13 protein-coding genes are annotated in these 17,162 nt (G+C 58.9%); 8 read left to right on the top strand and 5 right to left on the bottom strand.

From position 1 onward, the window contains the following. Position 1: 1 nt before the first annotated feature. From F3J31_RS16635 to F3J31_RS16605, 7 genes are all read left to right on the top strand, one after another. Entirely contained in the window at positions 2-1,135 is a 1,134-nt protein-coding gene (locus F3J31_RS16635; RefSeq protein ID WP_167214241.1) for an amidohydrolase/deacetylase family metallohydrolase, read from the top strand. Beyond that, positions 1,119-2,237 (top strand): DgaE family pyridoxal phosphate-dependent ammonia lyase, encoded by a 1,119-nt coding sequence (locus F3J31_RS16630; protein ID WP_167214238.1) that lies wholly within the window; start codon positions 1,119-1,121, stop codon positions 2,235-2,237. Before F3J31_RS16635 ends, F3J31_RS16630 begins: the two co-directional genes overlap by 17 nt. Beyond that, on the top strand, positions 2,234-2,974 hold the full coding sequence (locus F3J31_RS16625) for a KDGP aldolase family protein (RefSeq protein ID WP_024907273.1): 741 nt from the start codon (positions 2,234-2,236) through the stop codon (positions 2,972-2,974). The genes F3J31_RS16630 and F3J31_RS16625 overlap by 4 nt, the downstream gene beginning before the upstream one ends. 25 nt (positions 2,975-2,999) lie before the next feature. Further along, positions 3,000-4,136, top strand: coding sequence for a lactonase family protein (locus F3J31_RS16620; protein WP_167214235.1), 1,137 nt, complete (start codon positions 3,000-3,002; stop codon positions 4,134-4,136). A gap of 19 nt (positions 4,137-4,155) precedes the next feature. Next, positions 4,156-6,066, top strand: a complete 1,911-nt coding sequence (locus tag F3J31_RS16615; protein ID WP_048225373.1) for a PRD domain-containing protein — start codon at positions 4,156-4,158, stop codon at positions 6,064-6,066. Positions 6,067-6,143: 77 nt separating this feature from the next. Then, a complete protein-coding gene (locus F3J31_RS16610) occupies positions 6,144-6,386 on the top strand; it encodes a type II toxin-antitoxin system RelB/DinJ family antitoxin (protein ID WP_167214232.1) in 243 nt (80 codons plus the stop codon). Continuing rightward, the gene (locus tag F3J31_RS16605) at positions 6,376-6,660 is read left to right on the top strand and encodes a type II toxin-antitoxin system RelE/ParE family toxin (RefSeq protein WP_167214229.1); all 285 of its coding nucleotides are present in this window, start codon (positions 6,376-6,378) and stop codon (positions 6,658-6,660) included. Before F3J31_RS16610 ends, F3J31_RS16605 begins: the two co-directional genes overlap by 11 nt. Before the next feature lie 3 nt (positions 6,661-6,663). Here F3J31_RS16605 and nrdG read toward each other — a convergent pair whose 3' ends face one another. The 5 genes from nrdG to treR all read right to left on the bottom strand — a co-directional run bounded on the left by nrdG (position 6,664) and on the right by treR (position 13,938). Further along, a complete protein-coding gene (nrdG, locus tag F3J31_RS16600; protein WP_104949533.1) occupies positions 6,664-7,128 on the bottom strand; it encodes an anaerobic ribonucleoside-triphosphate reductase-activating protein in 465 nt (154 codons plus the stop codon). 105 nt (positions 7,129-7,233) lie between these two features. Further along, the gene (gene nrdD, locus F3J31_RS16595) at positions 7,234-9,372 is read right to left on the bottom strand and encodes an anaerobic ribonucleoside-triphosphate reductase (protein ID WP_063622677.1); all 2,139 of its coding nucleotides are present in this window, start codon (positions 9,370-9,372) and stop codon (positions 7,234-7,236) included. Positions 9,373-9,746: 374 nt separating this feature from the next. Beyond that, positions 9,747-11,390 (bottom strand): alpha,alpha-phosphotrehalase, encoded by a 1,644-nt coding sequence (treC, locus tag F3J31_RS16590; protein WP_167214226.1) that lies wholly within the window; start codon positions 11,388-11,390, stop codon positions 9,747-9,749. 52 nt (positions 11,391-11,442) lie between these two features. Further along, positions 11,443-12,861: a PTS trehalose transporter subunit IIBC gene (gene treB / locus F3J31_RS16585; protein WP_023310193.1), complete on the bottom strand. Its 1,419-nt coding sequence runs from the start codon at positions 12,859-12,861 to the stop codon at positions 11,443-11,445. 129 nt (positions 12,862-12,990) lie between these two features. Further along, on the bottom strand, positions 12,991-13,938 hold the full coding sequence (treR, locus tag F3J31_RS16580) for a trehalose operon repressor TreR (RefSeq protein ID WP_032651468.1): 948 nt from the start codon (positions 13,936-13,938) through the stop codon (positions 12,991-12,993). Positions 13,939-14,329: 391 nt separating this feature from the next. Between treR and mgtA the strand changes: the two genes are divergently transcribed. Further along, entirely contained in the window at positions 14,330-17,038 is a 2,709-nt protein-coding gene (mgtA, locus tag F3J31_RS16575) for a magnesium-translocating P-type ATPase (RefSeq protein ID WP_063622673.1), read from the top strand. Positions 17,039-17,162 lie beyond the last annotated feature (124 nt).

Genomic DNA, 17,162 nt, shown 5'->3' with positions numbered 1-17,162 from the left:
CATGTTTGATTTACTCCTGCGCCGTGCGCGCCTCACCGACGATACCCTGACCGATATCGCCATTCAGGACGGGAAAATCGCGGCGCTGGGCGAGATTAACGCGCCCGCGCATAAAACGGTTGAGCTGAACGGTGAAGTGTTCGTCAGCGCAGGCTGGATTGACTCCCACGTACACTGCTACCCGAATTCCCCGATTTACCACGACGAACCCGACAGCGTGGGCGTTGCCACCGGCGTCACCACCGTAGTGGACGCGGGCAGCACCGGCGCCGACGACGTGGATGATTTCTATGAGATCACCCGCAAGGCCTCCACCGAGGTTTTTGCTCTGCTGAACATCTCCCGCGTGGGGCTGATTGCCCAGAACGAGCTGGCCAATATGGCCAATGTTGATGCCGACGCGGTGAAGCAGGCGGTGAAGCGCCACCCTGATTTTATCGTCGGCCTGAAGGCGCGCATGAGCAGCAGCGTGGTCGGTGACAACGGCATCACGCCGCTGGAGCGCGCGAAAGCGATTCAGAAAGAGAACGGCGACCTGCCGCTGATGGTGCACATCGGCAACAACCCGCCAAATCTCGACGAAATCGCCGAACTCCTGAGTTCGGGCGACATCATTACCCACTGCTATAACGGCAAGCCTAACCGCATTCTGACGCCCTCGGGTGAGCTGCGCGCCTCCATTTCCTCTGCCCTGAAGCGCGGCGTGCGTCTGGACGTGGGGCACGGCACGGCGAGCTTTAGCTTTGAGGTGGCAAAACGCGCCATCGCGATGGGCATTCTGCCGCACACCATCAGCTCAGATATCTACTGCCGCAACCGCATCAACGGCCCGGTGGGCTCGCTGGCAAGCGTGATGTCGAAGTTTCTCGCCATCGGCATGTCATTGCCGCAGGTGATTGACTGCGTCACGGCGAACGCCGCCGACGGCCTGCGCCTGACGCGCAAGGGCCGCATTCAGCCGGGTCTCGACGCCGACCTGACGCTATTCATCCTCAAACGTCAGCCGACGGTGCTGACAGATGCCGAAAACGACAGCCTGCAGGCTGAACACATTCTGGTGCCGCTTGCCGCGATCCGCGCGGGCAAGGGCTACATGACCGAACAAGGGAGCACAGAAAATGCCTTCGATTTATGAGAAGTACCGCTTAAAGCAGGTTATCAACACCTCTGGCCGCATGACGGCGCTGGGTGTCTCCACGCCGCGCCCGGAGGTGGTGCAGGCGGCGATGGACGGTATGAATCACTATTTCGAGATGAAGGATCTGGTCAATAAAACCGGGGAGTACATCGCGAAGCTGCTGGATGTGGAAGGGGCGACGGTCGTCTCCTGCGCGTCGGCGGGCATTGCCCAGTCCGTTGCGGCGGTGCTGGTCAAAGACAGCGACTGGCTGCTGGAAAATCTGCACATCACCCCGATTGAGAACAACGAAATCGTCCTGCCGAAAGGCCACAACGTGAACTTTGGCGCGCCGGTGGGCACCATGGTCGCGCTGGGCGGCGGCAGGCTGGTGGAGGCGGGCTACGCCAACGAATGTTCCGCCGATCAGCTGGCGGCGGCGATCTCCCCGCGCACGGCGGCGATCCTCTATATCAAATCTCACCACTGCGTGCAGAAAAGCATGCTCAGCGTCGAGCAGGCGGCCGTTGTCGCGCGTAAACACGACTTGCCGCTCATCGTCGATGCCGCGGCGGAAGAAGATCTGCATGTTTACTACCGCTCCGGCGCGGACCTGGTGATCTACAGCGGCGCGAAGGCGATCGAAGGCCCAACCAGCGGGCTGGTGATCGGCAAAACCCAGTACGTTGAGTGGGTCAAACGCCAGACGGCGGGCATAGGCCGCGCCATGAAGGTGGGTAAAGAGGGCATTCTTGGCCTGACCTGCGCCATCGAACACTATCTGACGGCCACCAAAGAGAGCGGCGCCGAGATGGTGGCGAAAATGACGCCGTTTATCGAGGCGCTCAACACCCTGAACGGTGTGAGCGCGCGCGTGGTCTGGGACAGCGCCGGACGCGACATCGCCCGCACCGAGATTAAATTTGACGAAGCCACCACCGGCGTCGGCACGGGTGACCTGGTGGCGAAGCTGAAGCAGGGTGAATACGCCATTTACTTCCGTGGCTACAAGGCCAACGAAGGGATTATCGAAGCGGATGTGCGCAGCGTGAATGCTGATCAGCTGAACATCGTGTACCGCCGCATTAGCGAAGTGTTAGGACAGGAGAAAAACGCATGAAACTGACCCCCAACTTTTACCGTGACCGCGTCTGTCTGAACGTGCTGGCAGGGTCGAAGGCCAACGCCAGCGCTATCTACGAGGCGGCGGAAGGTCATGTGCTGGTGGGCGTGCTCTCCAAAAATTACCCGGACGTGGCCAGCGCGGTAGCGGATATGCGCGAGTACGCGGCGCTGATTGATAACGCGCTCTCCGTTGGCCTGGGCGCGGGCGACCCGAACCAGTCGGCGATGGTGAGCGAGATCTCTCGCCAGGTGCAGCCGCAGCACGTCAACCAGGTCTTTACCGGCGTGGCTACCAGCCGCGCGCTGCTGGGGCAGAACGAGTCCGTGGTCAACGGTCTGGTCTCCCCGACCGGCACCGTCGGGATGGTTAAAATCTCCACCGGCCCGCTGAGCAGCGCAGCGCCGGACGGCATCGTGCCGGTTGAAACGGCGATTGCCCTGCTGAAAGATTTCGGCGGCAGCTCTATCAAATACTTCCCGATGGGCGGCCTGAAGTGCCGTGACGAGTACAAAGCGGTGGCGGAAGCCTGCGCCCGTCACGACTTCTGGCTGGAGCCGACCGGAGGTATCGATCTGGAAAACTATGAGGAGATCCTGCAGATCGCCCTCGACGCGGGCGTGAGCAAAATCATCCCGCATATCTACAGCTCGATTATCGACAAAGCCAGTGGTGATACGCGTCCGGAAGATGTGCGTACCCTGCTGGCGATGACGAAGAAGCTGGTGAAGTAGAACTCACATATATACAGGAGCCACCATGCACACCCGTACCTTGCTTGTCGCTTCACTCTCAATGTTCGCCACCGCCGCTGTCGCCCAGACGCAATATGCCTGGGTGGGTACCTATAATCCGAACGGTGAAGGGTTGTACCGTTTTACTGTTAACCCGCAAACCGGCGCGCTGAACGATAAAACGCTGGTGAGCAAACTGCCGAATGCGGCGCAGTTGACCCTTTCACAGGACGGCAAAACGCTGTATCTGGCAAGTGAAGTGGAGCAGGGCGTGGTGCAGGCGCTGCGCGTCGGCGATAACGGTGAGCTGAGCCAGCTCAATCAGGTGGCCTCCGGCGGTGCCGGGCCGGTGTATCTCTCCCTGACGCCGAACGGCCAGCATCTGCTGGTGGCGAACTATGTCAGCGGCTCAATTGCCGTTTTACCCGTCAACGCAGACGGCAGCCTGGGTGAAGCCACGGACAAACATCAGGATCAAGGCGAACCGGGCGCGGCGAAGCCCGAAGCTGCTGCGGAGGGCAGTTTCGCGATCAGCGATCATAACGGCCCCCATGCGCACATGATCGCCGCCGATCCGAGCGGGAAATACGTGTTTTCCACCGATCTTGGGCTGGATCGCATCTATCAGTACCGTTTTGACGATCGTACAGGAAAGCTGACGCCGAACGATCCGCCGTTTATCAGCGCCTCCTCGAAAGGCGCCGGGCCGCGCCACTTTGTCTTTACGCCGAAGGGCAATGCCCTGTGGCTGATTAACGAAGAGGCGTCTACGCTCACCCGGTATACCGTGAACGCCAACGGCACCCTGAAAGAGGATAAAACGGTCTCTGCTCTGCCGGAAGGTTACAAAGGCACCAGCTTTGCTGCCGGGCTCGCATTAAGCGCCGATGGCAGGCAGCTGTATGTGGCTAACCGTTTGCATAACAGCATCGGGCACTTTACCGTAACAGCAGAGGGCACGCTGACGCATCAGGATGACGTGTGGACGCGTGGTGATTATCCCCGCACCCTGACGCTCGATAAGCAGGGACGCTGGCTGTACGTCATGAACCAGCGCAGCGACAACATTACCCGTTTCCGCGTGGCGCAGGACGGGAAATTGAGCTTCGAACCGGACTATACCCCGGTCGGCAGCCCATCCCAGATGGTCATTTCACCTTAAGCTGTTAGAGGACAACGACGTGCGATTTCCGAACCAACGTTTAGCGCAACTTTTCGATCTGTTGCAAAACGAGACGCTGCCGCAGGACGAGCTGGCGCAGCGGCTGTCGGTCTCCACGCGAACCGTCCGTGCGGATATCACCGCCCTGAACGCGCTGCTGGCCAGCCACGGCGCGCAGTTTATCCTGAGCCGGGGCAACGGCTACCAGCTCAAAATTGAGGATGCCGAGCGCTATCAGCAGCTTCAGGCATCCCACCCGCGCGCGCTGCGTATCCCACGGACCGGGCCGGAGCGCGTGCATTATCTGGTGGTGCGTTTTCTCACCTCGGCATTTTCGCTTAAGCTGGAGGATCTGGCGGACGAGTGGTTCGTCAGCCGTGCCACGCTGCAAAGCGACATGGCGGAGGTACGCGAGTGGTTTCATCGTTACAACCTGACGCTGGAAACCCGTCCGCGCCATGGGATGAAGCTGTTTGGCAGCGAGATGTCGACCCGCGCGTGCCTGACCGATCTGCTCTGGGAGCTGGCGCAGCAGGACAGCTTGAACCCGCTGGTGACCGACGTGGCGCTGAATGCGGGCGTGGCGGAGCAGATGGTGCCGGTGCTGCACGACGCCTTGACGCGTCACCACATTCGCCTGACTGATGAAGGCGAGTTGTTCCTGCGCCTGTACTGCGCGGTGTCGGTACGTCGCATCAGCGAAGGTTACCCGCTGCCGGAATTCCATGCCGAAGACGTGGAAGAGAACGTGCGCGAGGCGGCGAAGGATATCGCGGTGACCATCCAGCAGCTGGCGGGCAAAACGCTTTCGCCGTCGGAGGAGAGCTGGCTGTGCGTGCACATTGCGGCGCGGCAGATCCAGGAGATCGCGCCCAGCGCGATTAATGCCGATGACGATGAAGCGCTGGTCAACTACATCCTGCGCTACATCAACACCCACTATAACTACAACCTGCTTAGCGACGCGCAGCTGCACGCGGATCTGCTGACGCATATTAAAACCATGATCACCCGCGTGCGGTATCAAATCATGATCCCCAATCCGCTGCTGGATAACATCAAGCAGCACTACCCGATGGCGTGGGACATGACGCTGGCCGCGGTGTCGAGCTGGGGCAAATACACGCCGTATGTGATCAGCGAAAACGAGATTGGTTTCCTGGTGCTGCATATTGGCGTCGGGCTGGAGCGCCACTACAACATTGGTTATCAGCGTCAGCCGCGCGTACTGCTGGTATGCGACGCCGGTAACGCGATGGTGCGCATGATTGAGGCGGTGCTGCAGCGTAAATACCCGCAGATTGAGGTGACGCGCACGCTCACCCTGCGCGAGTACGAGCTGGCGGAAACGATTGGCGAAGACTTTGTGATCGCCACCGCCCGCGTCAGCGAAAAGTCAAAACCGGTGGTGATGATCGCCCCATTCCCGACCGACTATCAGTTAGAACAGATTGGCAAACTGGTGCTGGTGGACCGCACCCGCCCGTGGATGCTGGATAAATACTTCGACGCGGCCCACTTCCGCATTATCGACAAGCCGATCGATCAGCAGACGCTGTTCCGCGAGCTGTGTGAACAGCTTGAGGCCGAAGGCTTTGTTGGCGCGGAGTTTCTGGATTCGGTTGTTGAGCGTGAAGCTATCGTCAGCACCATGCTCGGCGACGGCATCGCGCTGCCGCACTCCCTCGGCCTGCTGGCGCAGAAAACGGTGGTCTACACCGTGCTGGCCCCGCACGGCGTTCAGTGGGGCGACGAAACCGCGCACGTCATCTTCCTGCTTGCCATCAGCAAAAGCGAATACGAAGAGGCGATGGCGATTTACGATATCTTCGTCACTTTCCTGCGCGAGCGGGCGATGTCACGTCTCTGTAGCTGCGAGGATTTTGCCGGATTTAAGGCGGTGGCGATGGAGAGTTTGAGTCGTTTTTGAGAGGCGTTATCCAGAATTCGATGTAATGCGCATGTAATGCTAAACTGCATTACACATTCGATTTTACTGGAGTCATAATGGCCACGATAAATGTCCGTCTGGATGACAAACTCAAAAACGAGGCTTATGCCGTGCTGGAAAAACTCAATATTACCCCAACGGAAGCGGTGCGATTGCTGTTTCAGTACATTGCTGAAACGGGGCGCATGCCGGTGAAAACGGTCACCATTAGCGACAGCGAAGATGCGCTGATACAGACAGTCCGGGAGCGACTGGCTAATCCACAAAAGGGAATAAAGGTTCGTCTGGATGACTTATGAACTGGAATTTGACCCGAGGGCGTTAAAGGAGTGGAGCAAGCTGGGGGATACGGTCAAACAACAATTTAAGAAGAAACTTGCCGGGGTGTTGGTAAACCCGAGGGTCGAATCCGCTCGCCTGCATGGGCTGCCGGATTGCTACAAAATCAAACTCAAGGCGTCCGGCTATCGCCTGGTTTATCAGGTTCAGGACAGCGTTATAACGGTATTTGTTATCGCCGTTGGGAAAAGAGAGAAATCAGCCGCTTATCATGACGCAAACAAACGGCTCTAACGCTCACCGCAAATGATGCACAACCTGGTTGCTGCTGCCGCGCCAGATGAGCGCCGGGTCTTTTAAATCCTGCATGAACTTGCCGTCGACCAGCACGTTAATCAGATCCACGACTTCCATTTGCTGCGCGTTCAGCTCATCCAGCTTGTAGCCTGTCCAGACCCAGATATCTTTTCCCGAGCACTCGCGGCGAATGCGCTTCACCAGCTTCAATATATCCGGCACGTTTTGCGGATGCAGGGGGTCACCGCCGGAGAGCGAAATTCCCTGGCGGTGAATGCGCGTGTCGTTCAGGTCGCTGATGATTTTATCTTCCATCTCCGCGGTGAACGGCTTGCCGGAATTCAGGCGCCAGGTGCTTTTGTTGTAGCAGCCGGGGCATTCGTGGACGCAGCCTGAGACGAACAGGGTGCAGCGGGTGCCGGGGCCGTTGACGATGTCGACGGGGTAGTACTGGTGATAGTTCATCGCGAATAACCACGCCGGGTGGCGCTGCGCTTACCCGGCCTACAAAAGAGAGCGGTCCGTAGGCCCGGTAAGCGCAGCGCTACCGGGCATTAACGTGGCAGCGGATTAACCGATCTGCCCATTCCCCAGATGCTTCACGCGGCGCTTCACCTCTTCCTGCTTGCCGGCGTTAAACGGACGTGCGTCCGGGCTACCGAGGTAGCCGCACACGCGACGAGTCACGGAGACGCGGGCCGCATCGTGGTTGCCGCATTTCGGGCAGGTAAAGCCTTTACTCGTACATTCAAACTCGCCGGTAAAGCCGCATTCGTAGCACTCGTCGATAGGCGTGTTGGTCCCGTAATACGGCACATGCTGGTAGCTGTAATCCCACACGTCCTCCAGCGCCTTCAGGTTGTGCTGAATGTTCGGGTATTCGCCGTAGCAGATGAAGCCGCCGCTGGCGATCGGCGGATACGCCGCTTCGAAGTCGATCTTGTCGTACGGGTTGACCTTCTTCTCGACATCGAGGTGGAAGCTGTTGGTGTAGTAACCTTTGTCGGTCACACCTTCCACAATCCCGAACTCGGCGGTGTCCAGACGGCAGAAGCGGTCGCACAGGTTCTCGCTTGGGGTGCTGTACAGGCTGAACCCGTAGCCGGTTTCCTCTTTCCACTGGTCTACCGCGTCGCGCAGGCGCTGAACGATGGCGATGCCTTTCTCACGCAGGGCTTCGCTGTCGTACATGTGCGTATCGCCAAACAGCGCGTTGATGGTTTCGTGAATGCCGATATAGCCCAGCGAAATCGACGCGCGACCGTTTTTGAAGATCTCAGACACGTCATCGTCCGCCTTCAGGCGCACGCCACAGGCCCCTTCCATATAGAGGATCGGCGCGACGCGGGCTTTGACCCCTTCCAGGCGGGCAATACGGGTCATCAGCGCCTTACGCGCCAGCTGCAGGCGCTCGTCCAGCAGCGCCCAGAAGGCGTCTTCATTGCCTTTCGCTTCCAGCGCGATGCGCGGCAGGTTGAGGCTGATCACGCCGAGGTTGTTGCGCCCGTCGTGGATCTGCTCGCCGTTTTCATCCTCGTACACGCCGAGGAAGCTGCGGCAGCCCATTGGCGTTTTAAACGAACCGGTGACCTTCACCACCTGATCGTAGTTCAGGATGTCCGGATACATGCGCTTGCTCGCGCACTCCAGCGCCAGCTGTTTGATGTCGTAGTTTGGATCGCCAAACTTGTGGTTCAGGCCGTCGCGGATCGCGAACACCAGTTTCGGGAACACCGCGGTTTTGCGGTTTTTGCCAAGGCCGGAAATACGGTTGCGCAGAATGGACTGCTGGATCAGACGCGATTCCCAGCTGGTGCCCAGGCCAAAGCCGAAGGTCACAAACGGCGTCTGGCCGTTGGCGGTGTGTAGCGTGTTTACCTCATATTCCAGCGACTGGAACGCGTCGTAGCACTCTTTTTCGGTGCGGGAGTGCGCGTAGCCGTCAGCGTCCGGAATGTGCCACTCGTCAGCCGTTTTACGGTGCTTATTGAAGCTTGCCGTGACGAACGGAGCCAGCACTTCATCAATACGGTTAATGGTGGTGCCGCCGTAAATATGGCTGGCGACCTGGGCGATAATCTGCGCCGTGACCGCGGTGGCCGTGGAGATTGACTTAGGCGGTTCAATCTCGGCGTTGCCCATTTTAAAACCGTGGGTCAGCATGCCTTTCAGGTCGATCAGCATGCAGTTGAACATCGGGAAGAACGGCGAATAGTCGAGATCGTGGTAGTGAATTTCGCCGCGCTCGTGCGCCGAAACCACGTCGCGCGGCAGCAGATGCTGGCGGGCATAGTGTTTGGCGACGATACCGGCCAGCAGATCGCGCTGGGTGGGGATCACTTTACTGTCTTTGTTGGCGTTTTCATTGAGCAGGGCGGAGTTGGTCTGCTCCACCAGGCCACGGATCTCCTGGTTCAGACGACCGCGCTTCTCGCGCTGCACGTCGCGATCGTGGCGGTACTCAATGTAGGCGCGCGCCAGCTGCTTGTAGGGTCCTGCCATCAGCTGGTTCTCAACCGCGGTCTGGATTTCGTTAATATCGACCTGGCTGCGTTCATTCATCTGGCTGCTAACGACTTCTGCGACGGTGGCGCAGTAATCTGCGTCATCGACTCCCGCTGCTTTAGCTGCACGCAGAATGGCTTCCTGGATGCGCTCTGATTTAAACGGCACTTTACAGCCATCACGTTTCATCACATGCGGTGTCATGATCACTCCATTTTTAAAAACAGGTTATCCACAGAGGTGGAGAAGTATTCACCGGACGCATTTCCCGCCAGGCCAAAGACTTCCCGCGTTCCCAGCTCGTGTTATCCACAATTCCGGCCAGCGTAAGCGCCGTCTTGTTGTTGGAATAGTAGACGATAAATACAAGATGTTGGGTCGGCGTGCATTTTAAGTGCTACATATAGTGATTTGCATCAAACATGTTTGCGATTTATTTGATTCAGAACAAAGTAAAAAGACGAGAGTACAAACGACGGGCGCTTCAGAGATTGTAAAGGTGGAAGAGAAAAATCTGATTAATTATTCAACAAAAACAGTAAAGTAAGCCGGGTGCAGGGCTGCACCCGGCAGGACGGTTACTGTTGCAACCACCAGACGGCTTCAAACGGACGCAGCGACGTCGTTTGCGGTGTCGGGTAGTTACTCATCAACACCTGCAACTTATCGCTGAGAAGGTCTGTCTGCCATTCCTGAGGCGTATTACTCAGGTTCGCCGCAACGATCAGGGTCTGTCCCTGCCACTGGCGACGGTAGCACCAAAGAGAAGGGTGTTCCGGCAGGAGATCCTCATAATCCCCCCACGTCAGCACCGGCAGGGTTTTGCGCAGGCTAATCAGCGACTGGTAGGTAAAGAAGACGGAATCCGCATCGTCCAGCGCCGAGCGGGCGTTCACGGTTTCGTAGTTATCGCAGACGCCAATCCACGGTTCGCCCTCGCTAAAGCCCGCATTGTGCGATGCGTCCCACTGCATTGGCGTGCGACCATTATCCCGGGACTTACTCGCCAGAATCGCCAGTAATTCATCCGGATCGCGGCCGTTGGCGCGCAGTTCGGCGAACATGTTCAGGCTTTCCACGTCGCGGTAATCGGTGATGCGGCTGAAGTGCGGGTTCGTCATCCCCAGCTCTTCGCCCTGATAGATATACGGCGTGCCCTGCATACCGTGCAGCACCATGCCGAGCATTTTCGCGGCGTGAACCCGGTATTCTCCTTCGTCACCGAAGCGCGACACGATGCGCGGCTGGTCGTGGTTACACCAGAACAGCGCGTTCCAGGCTTTGTTATGCATCCCCTGCTGCCAATGGCGGAAGAGGGTTTTCAGCGCCACGAAGTCCGGCTTCGCCTTCGTCCACTTTTCGCCGCCGGGATAGTCCACCTTCAGGTGGTGGAAGTTAAAGGTCATCGACAGCTCGCGGCCATCGAGAGAAGCATACTGCTGGCAATTCTCCAGCGAGGTGGAGGACATCTCGCCTACCGTCATCAGGTTGCGCGGGGTAAAGACGTCGCGGCTCATCTCCTGCAGATATTCATGGATGCGCGGCCCGTCAGTGTAGAAGCGGCGACCGTCACCCGTCTCGTCATTCGGGAAATCCTGATCTTTCGAAATCAGGTTAATGACATCGAGACGCAAGCCGTCGACGCCGCGGTCGGCCCAGAACTCGCACACCTTTTTCAGCTCGGCGCGCACCGCCGGATTTTCCCAGTTGAGGTCCGCCTGCTCCGGCGCGAACAGGTGCAGGTAATACTGCTCGCTCTCCGCGTGCCAGCGCCATGCGTTGCCGCCAAACTTGGAGCGCCAGTTGTTGGGCAACTGCTCAGGCGTGCCGTCGCGCCAGATGTAGAACTGGCGGTACGGGCTCGCTTTGTTCAGCGATTCGCGGAACCAGGGGTGCTGGGTTGAGGTGTGGTTGAACACCATATCCAGCACGATGCGAATGCCGCGCTGGTGCGCTTCGGCGACCAGTTCGTCGAAATCATCCAGCGTGCCGTACGCCGGGTCGATGGCGGTGTAATTCGCCACGTCGTAGCCGTTATCCACCTGCGGGGAGATATAAAACGGCGTCAGCCAGATGGCGTCGATGCCGAGGGTTTTCAGGTAGTCCAGACGCTGCGTCACGCCGCGTAAATCGCCGGTGCCGCTGCCGGTGGTGTCCTGGAAACTCTTGGGGTAAATCTGGTAGATAACGCCGTTTTGCCACCAGTGAGGAAGGGTATTCATAGTGTGTTCCTGCAAATGCGAAGGGGCGCAACTGCGCCCCGAAAGAGAGAGATTAAACAATCTGCAGCGAGCCCTGACGGAACTTACGCTGATAAACCACGGTAGTCAGCGCCATTGGGACGATAATCGCGATGGCCATTGCCAGGGCGAACACCTGCCAGTAAGCGGGCTGGATGGAGAGGATGCCCGGCAGGCCGCCGACGCCAATCCCGTTTGCCATTACGCCATTCAGTCCGCACACCAGGCCCGCCAGACCGGAACCGATCATCGCGCAGAGCATCGGGAAGCGGTATTTCAGGTTGATACCGTACATCGCCGGTTCGGTGACGCCGAGGTAGGCGGAGATGGCCGCCGGAACGGAGATCTCGCGTTCGTTGTGCTTGCGGCTGACGATGATGATGCCGGTCACCGCGGACGCCTGAGCAATGTTAGACAGGGCGATAATCGGCCAGACCGGCGTGCCGCCGAGGCTCTGGATCATCTGCATATCAATGGCCAGCGTGGTCTGGTGCACGCCGGTGATCACCAGCGGGGCGTACAGGAAGCCAAACAGCGCGGCGCCAATCGGGGCGAAGCTGCCGGTCATCAGGTGACGCACCGCGAAGGCCACGCCGTCGCCAATCATGCGGCCAAACGGACCGATAAAGGCATGCGCCAGGAAGACCGCCAGAATCAGCGAGCACACCGGCACCACCACCAGATAAAGGTAATCCGGCACGATGCGCTTCAGTCGGGTTTCAATAAAGCCCAGCGCCAGCCCCGCCAGCAGGGCCGGAATGACCTGCGCCTGATAGCCCACTTTGGCGATGGTAAACAGGCCGAAGTTCCACACCTCAGGCACCTGCTGACCAAGTAAGTAAGCGTTCATTAACTGCGGAGAGACCAGCGTGACGCCGAGTACGATACCGAGGATCGGCGTACCGCCCATCTTGCGCACGGCGGACCAGCAGATCCCGACCGGCAGATAGAAGAAGATCGCCTCGCCAATCAGCCACAGGAAGTCGTACACGGTTTTCAGCGCCGGATACATCTGCGCCAGGGTTTTGCCGTCGCTCATCGGCACGTCGCCGATGACGTTACGGAAGCCTAAGATCAAGCCTCCGCTGATCAGCGCTGGCAGCAGCGGGAAGAAGATCTCCGCAAAGTGGGAAATCAGTTGCTCGTGCCACTTCATGTTCTGGCGTGCGGCCTTCTTCGCCTGCTCTTTATCGGCGGAGGAGTGCCCGGTCGTTGCCAGCAGAGCCTGATAGTAATCGCCCACTTCGGTACCAATCACGACCTGGAACTGACCGGCGTTGGTGAAGCAGCCTTTAACCATGGAGAGTTCTTCAATGGCCTTCGGGTTGGCTTTGGCCGGATCGTTCAGCACGAAGCGCAGGCGGGTAATGCAATGGCTGACGGTAGCGATGTTTTCGCGGCCGCCGACCAGGACGATCAACTGATCGATATCTGCTTGTTTGACTTTACTCATCATGAAACCTCATGACAGATGGTGAGGGGGGGTAATGACCTGAGCGCAAGCCTACTCCTTCAGCGTGACGGCGAAAATGGGAACGTTCCCGAAATTGGGCGAAGATCACAATAAACCGTTGAGCGGGGGTTAAGAAAGGTGGGCAGGAATAACGATCTGACGCGGCTCAGCGCGCCCGTTGATCTGCTCGATCAGCTGCGCGGCGGCCTGTCTGCCGGACTCGGCATAACCCGGGTCGACGGTAATAATTTCCGGGTGCAAAAACTTCATCAGCGGCGTGCTGCCGACGCTCGCCACCTGCAGGTTATCGATACGCTGCTCCTGAAGATATTTACTCGCGCCCAGCGCCAGCGTATCCGTGGCGCACACCAGCGCGGTGGTTTGCGGCGTCAGGACGCTGGCGACCTGCTCGTAGCCCTGCTTCATGCCCAGCCCCGGCAGGGAGGCCACGGCGGAGAGGTTGTGCTTTTTGCAAAAGGCCAGATAGGCCTCATGGCGGCGCTTGCCGGTGGTGACGTCCGCGTGCGGTACGCCGAGGAAGCTGATGTGGCGATGGCCTTCGTCAAACAGGCGCTGCATCAGGGTGATAATCGCGCCCTCGTCGTCATAGCAGACGGAGGCAAAACCGTGGGCATCGCGCGCCAGCAGCACCAGCGACGGCTGCCAGGGTTTTAGCATCTCATCTTTGATGCCGGTAAAGCCGAACAGCACCACGCCGTCAATGTTGCGTCGCTGGAGCATACCCAGATGTTCTTCCACCAGCTGTGGCGAGAACTGGCTCTCCATCATGATCGGGTCATATCCCTGCTCATAGAAGGCGGGCAGCATGGTCTGCACGGCGAGGTTTTCAGACAGAGAATCCAGACGCGAGACAATGATGGCGACCACTTTGTCACTCTGCCCGCGCATGGCGCGCGCGGAGCGGGAAGGGGAAAAACCGTGCTGATTCATGACCGCCTCAACGCGCTCGCGGGTGCGTTCGCTGACGCCGCTTTCGTTGTTCAGCACGCGTGAGACGGTTGATTTCCCCACGCCGCTTAAACGCGCGATGTCTTTAATCGTAAGGCGGTTCTGCATGCTGTATTCCCTGTAACAACGACAAAATGGTCAATTGAGCCTAATGCTATAGCGCGATTTCGCTATGGGCAAAGTCTGGTTTACGTTCGGTTTATTTGCAGGGGGGTATAATACCGCCCGAATCGTCACAAAGGGTACGCTTAAATCCTTATACTGCGCGGCGACACCCTACTTTTTACTTACCGGAGGCTTCATGGATCCCGATCCCACACCTCTCCTGAACGGGAGAATGCGTTCTTTCCGGTAAGCCAGCCTGTTGCTGACTCACCGGTGATGTGAGGCAGCAACGTCCCAAACGTTCCTGCTTGAAAAATTGAGTGCCTCTCAGGTACGGCTTTGCCACGCCTGAAGGAAAAGCTGCGTCCGCGTTTGCGGATGCGGAGGAATGACTATGTTTAAAAATATCACCCGGCAGCTGCAGGCCCTGCTGAGCCGCCACCTGCCACACCGTCTTGTTCAGCGCGACCCGCTGCCCAATGCCAAAAATATGGCGGGGGCGGCGATCCCCGCGTCCCTGACCGAACGCTGCCTGAACGTGGCGGCGATGGATGAAAACGAAGTCTGGCGCGCTTTTGGTGGGCACCCGGAAGGGCTGAACGCGGCAGAAGTGGAAAAAATCCGCGCCGTGCATGGCGATAACCTCATTCCGGCGCAAAAGCCGTCTCCGTGGTGGGTGCATCTGTGGCTCTGCTACCGCAACCCGTTTAACCTGCTGCTGACCGTGCTCGGCCTCATCTCCTACGCGACGGAAGATCTGTTTGCCGCAGGGGTGATTGCCCTGATGGTGGGCATCTCCACGCTGCTGAACTTTATTCAGGAGGCCCGCTCCACCAAAGCGGCGGACGCCCTGAAGGCGATGGTCAGCAACACCGCGACCGTCTCGCGCGTGATCAACGATCTCGGCGAAAACGCCTGGGTGGAATTGCCTATCGACCAGCTGGTGCCAGGGGATCTGGTGAAGCTGGCCGCGGGGGACATGATCCCGGCGGATTTACGCATCATCCAGGCACGCGATCTCTTCGTCGCGCAGGCCTCCCTGACCGGCGAATCCCTGCCCGTTGAAAAGGTGGCGCGCAGCCGTGACCCGCAGCAGATGAACCCGCTCGAATGCGACACACTGTGTTTTATGGGCACCACGGTCGTCAGCGGCACCGCGCAGGCGATAGTCACCGCCACCGGGGGCAACACCTGGTTTGGTCAGCTTGCCGGGCGCGTCAGCGAGCAGGAGAGCGAGCCGAATGCCTTCCAGAAGGGGATTGGCCGCGTCAGTATGCTGCTGATCCGCTTCATGATGGTGATGACGCCGATCGTGCTGCTGATCAATGGCTACACCAAAGGCGACTGGTGGGAAGCGGCGCTGTTTGCGCTCTCCGTGGCCGTCGGCTTAACGCCGGAAATGCTGCCGATGATTGTCACCTCTACGCTGGCGCGCGGGGCGGTGAAGCTCTCTAAACAGAAGGTGATCGTCAAACACCTCGACGCCATTCAAAACTTTGGCGCGATGGACATTCTCTGCACCGATAAAACCGGCACCCTGACGCAGGACAAAATCGTGCTGGAGAACCACACTGATATCTCCGGCAAAACCAGCGAGCGCGTGCTGCACAGCGCGTGGCTGAACAGCCATTACCAGACCGGGCTGAAAAACCTGCTCGACGTCGCGGTGCTGGAAGGGGTAGATGAAGAATCAGCCCGCACGCTCTCCGGCCGCTGGCAGAAGGTGGATGAGATCCCGTTCGACTTCGAGCGCCGCCGCATGTCGGTGGTGGTGAGCGAGCAGACGGATGTGCATCAGCTGATCTGCAAAGGGGCGCTGCAGGAGATCCTCAACGTGTCGACGCAGGTTCGCTATAACGGCGACATCGTGCCGCTGGACGACACCATGCTGCGCCGCATCAAGCGCGTCACCGACAACCTGAACCGTCAGGGGCTGCGCGTGGTGGCGGTGGCGAGCAAGTTCCTGCCGGCGCGCGAGGGGGACTATCAGCGTATCGACGAATCCGATCTGATCCTCGAGGGTTATATCGCCTTCCTCGATCCGCCGAAAGAGACCACCGCACCGGCGCTCAAAGCGCTGAAGGCGAGTGGTATTACCGTGAAAATCCTCACCGGCGACAGCGAGCTGGTGGCGGCGAAAGTGTGCCACGAGGTGGGGCTGGACGCGGGTGACGTGGTGGTCGGGAGCGAGATTGAACATCTCTCCGATGACGAGCTGGCGAAGCTTGCCCAGCGCACCACGCTGTTTGCCCGCCTGACGCCGATGCACAAAGAGCGTATCGTCACCCTGCTTAAGCGCGAAGGGCACGTGGTGGGCTTCATGGGCGACGGCATCAACGATGCGCCCGCTCTGCGTGCGGCGGATATCGGTATCTCCGTAGACGGAGCGGTCGATATTGCCCGTGAAGCGGCGGATATCATTCTGCTGGAAAAAAGCCTGATGGTGCTGGAGGAGGGCGTCATCGAAGGGCGCCGTACCTTTGCCAATATGCTCAAGTACATCAAGATGACCGCCAGCTCCAACTTCGGTAACGTTTTCAGCGTACTGGTGGCGAGCGCGTTTCTGCCGTTCCTGCCGATGCTGCCGCTGCACCTGCTGATCCAGAACCTGATGTACGACGTGTCTCAGGTGGCGATCCCGTTTGATAACGTGGACGACGAGCAGATCCAGAAGCCGCAGCACTGGAACCCGGCAGATCTCGGGCGCTTTATGCTGTTCTTTGGCCCGATCAGCTCCATCTTCGACATTCTGACCTTCTGCCTGATGTGGTTTGTGTTCCACGCCAACACCCCGGAACACCAGACGCTGTTCCAGTCCGGCTGGTTCGTGGTCGGGCTGCTGTCGCAGACGCTGATTGTGCATATGATCCGCACGCGCCGCATTCCGTTCATCCAGAGCCGTGCCGCATGGCCGCTGATTGTGATGACGGGCATTGTGATGGCGCTCGGCATCGCGCTGCCGTTCTCACCGCTGGCGAGCTACCTGCAGCTGCAGGCGCTGCCGCTGAGCTACTTCCCGTGGCTGGTGGCGATCCTCGCGGGTTACATGGTGCTGACGCAGATGGTGAAAGGATTCTATGCGCGTCGGTATGGATGGCAGTAAGTTATGTTTGCCGGGTGGCGGCTTCGCCTTACCGGGCCTACTCCCGAAACGTAGGCCCGGTAAGGCGAAGCCGCCACCGGGCAATAGCTTTCCTCCCAAATTCAACAACCTGTGATCTCCGTCG

This window comes from Enterobacter sp. Acro-832, assembly GCF_011752745.1.
In the GTDB taxonomy this organism is placed as follows: domain Bacteria; phylum Pseudomonadota; class Gammaproteobacteria; order Enterobacterales; family Enterobacteriaceae; genus Enterobacter; species Enterobacter quasiroggenkampii.
This window is presented reverse-complemented; position numbering and strand designations above follow the sequence as displayed.

Excerpts from the sequence above, each read along its gene's own strand:
- F3J31_RS16635 (WP_167214241.1), top strand. The coding sequence starts at position 2 with ATGTTTGATTTACTCCTGCGCCGTGCGCGCCTCACCGACGATACCCTG.
- F3J31_RS16630 (WP_167214238.1), top strand. The coding sequence starts at position 1,119 with ATGCCTTCGATTTATGAGAAGTACCGCTTAAAGCAGGTTATCAACACC.
- F3J31_RS16625 (WP_024907273.1), top strand. The coding sequence starts at position 2,234 with ATGAAACTGACCCCCAACTTTTACCGTGACCGCGTCTGTCTGAACGTG.
- F3J31_RS16620 (WP_167214235.1), top strand. The coding sequence starts at position 3,000 with ATGCACACCCGTACCTTGCTTGTCGCTTCACTCTCAATGTTCGCCACC.
- F3J31_RS16610 (WP_167214232.1), top strand. The coding sequence starts at position 6,144 with ATGGCCACGATAAATGTCCGTCTGGATGACAAACTCAAAAACGAGGCT.
- F3J31_RS16605 (WP_167214229.1), top strand. The coding sequence starts at position 6,376 with ATGACTTATGAACTGGAATTTGACCCGAGGGCGTTAAAGGAGTGGAGC.
- nrdG (WP_104949533.1), bottom strand. The coding sequence starts at position 7,128 with ATGAACTATCACCAGTACTACCCCGTCGACATCGTCAACGGCCCCGGC.
- nrdD (WP_063622677.1), bottom strand. The coding sequence starts at position 9,372 with ATGACACCGCATGTGATGAAACGTGATGGCTGTAAAGTGCCGTTTAAA.
- treC (WP_167214226.1), bottom strand. The coding sequence starts at position 11,390 with ATGAATACCCTTCCTCACTGGTGGCAAAACGGCGTTATCTACCAGATT.
- treB (WP_023310193.1), bottom strand. The coding sequence starts at position 12,861 with ATGAGTAAAGTCAAACAAGCAGATATCGATCAGTTGATCGTCCTGGTC.
- treR (WP_032651468.1), bottom strand. The coding sequence starts at position 13,938 with ATGCAGAACCGCCTTACGATTAAAGACATCGCGCGTTTAAGCGGCGTG.
- mgtA (WP_063622673.1), top strand. The coding sequence starts at position 14,330 with ATGTTTAAAAATATCACCCGGCAGCTGCAGGCCCTGCTGAGCCGCCAC.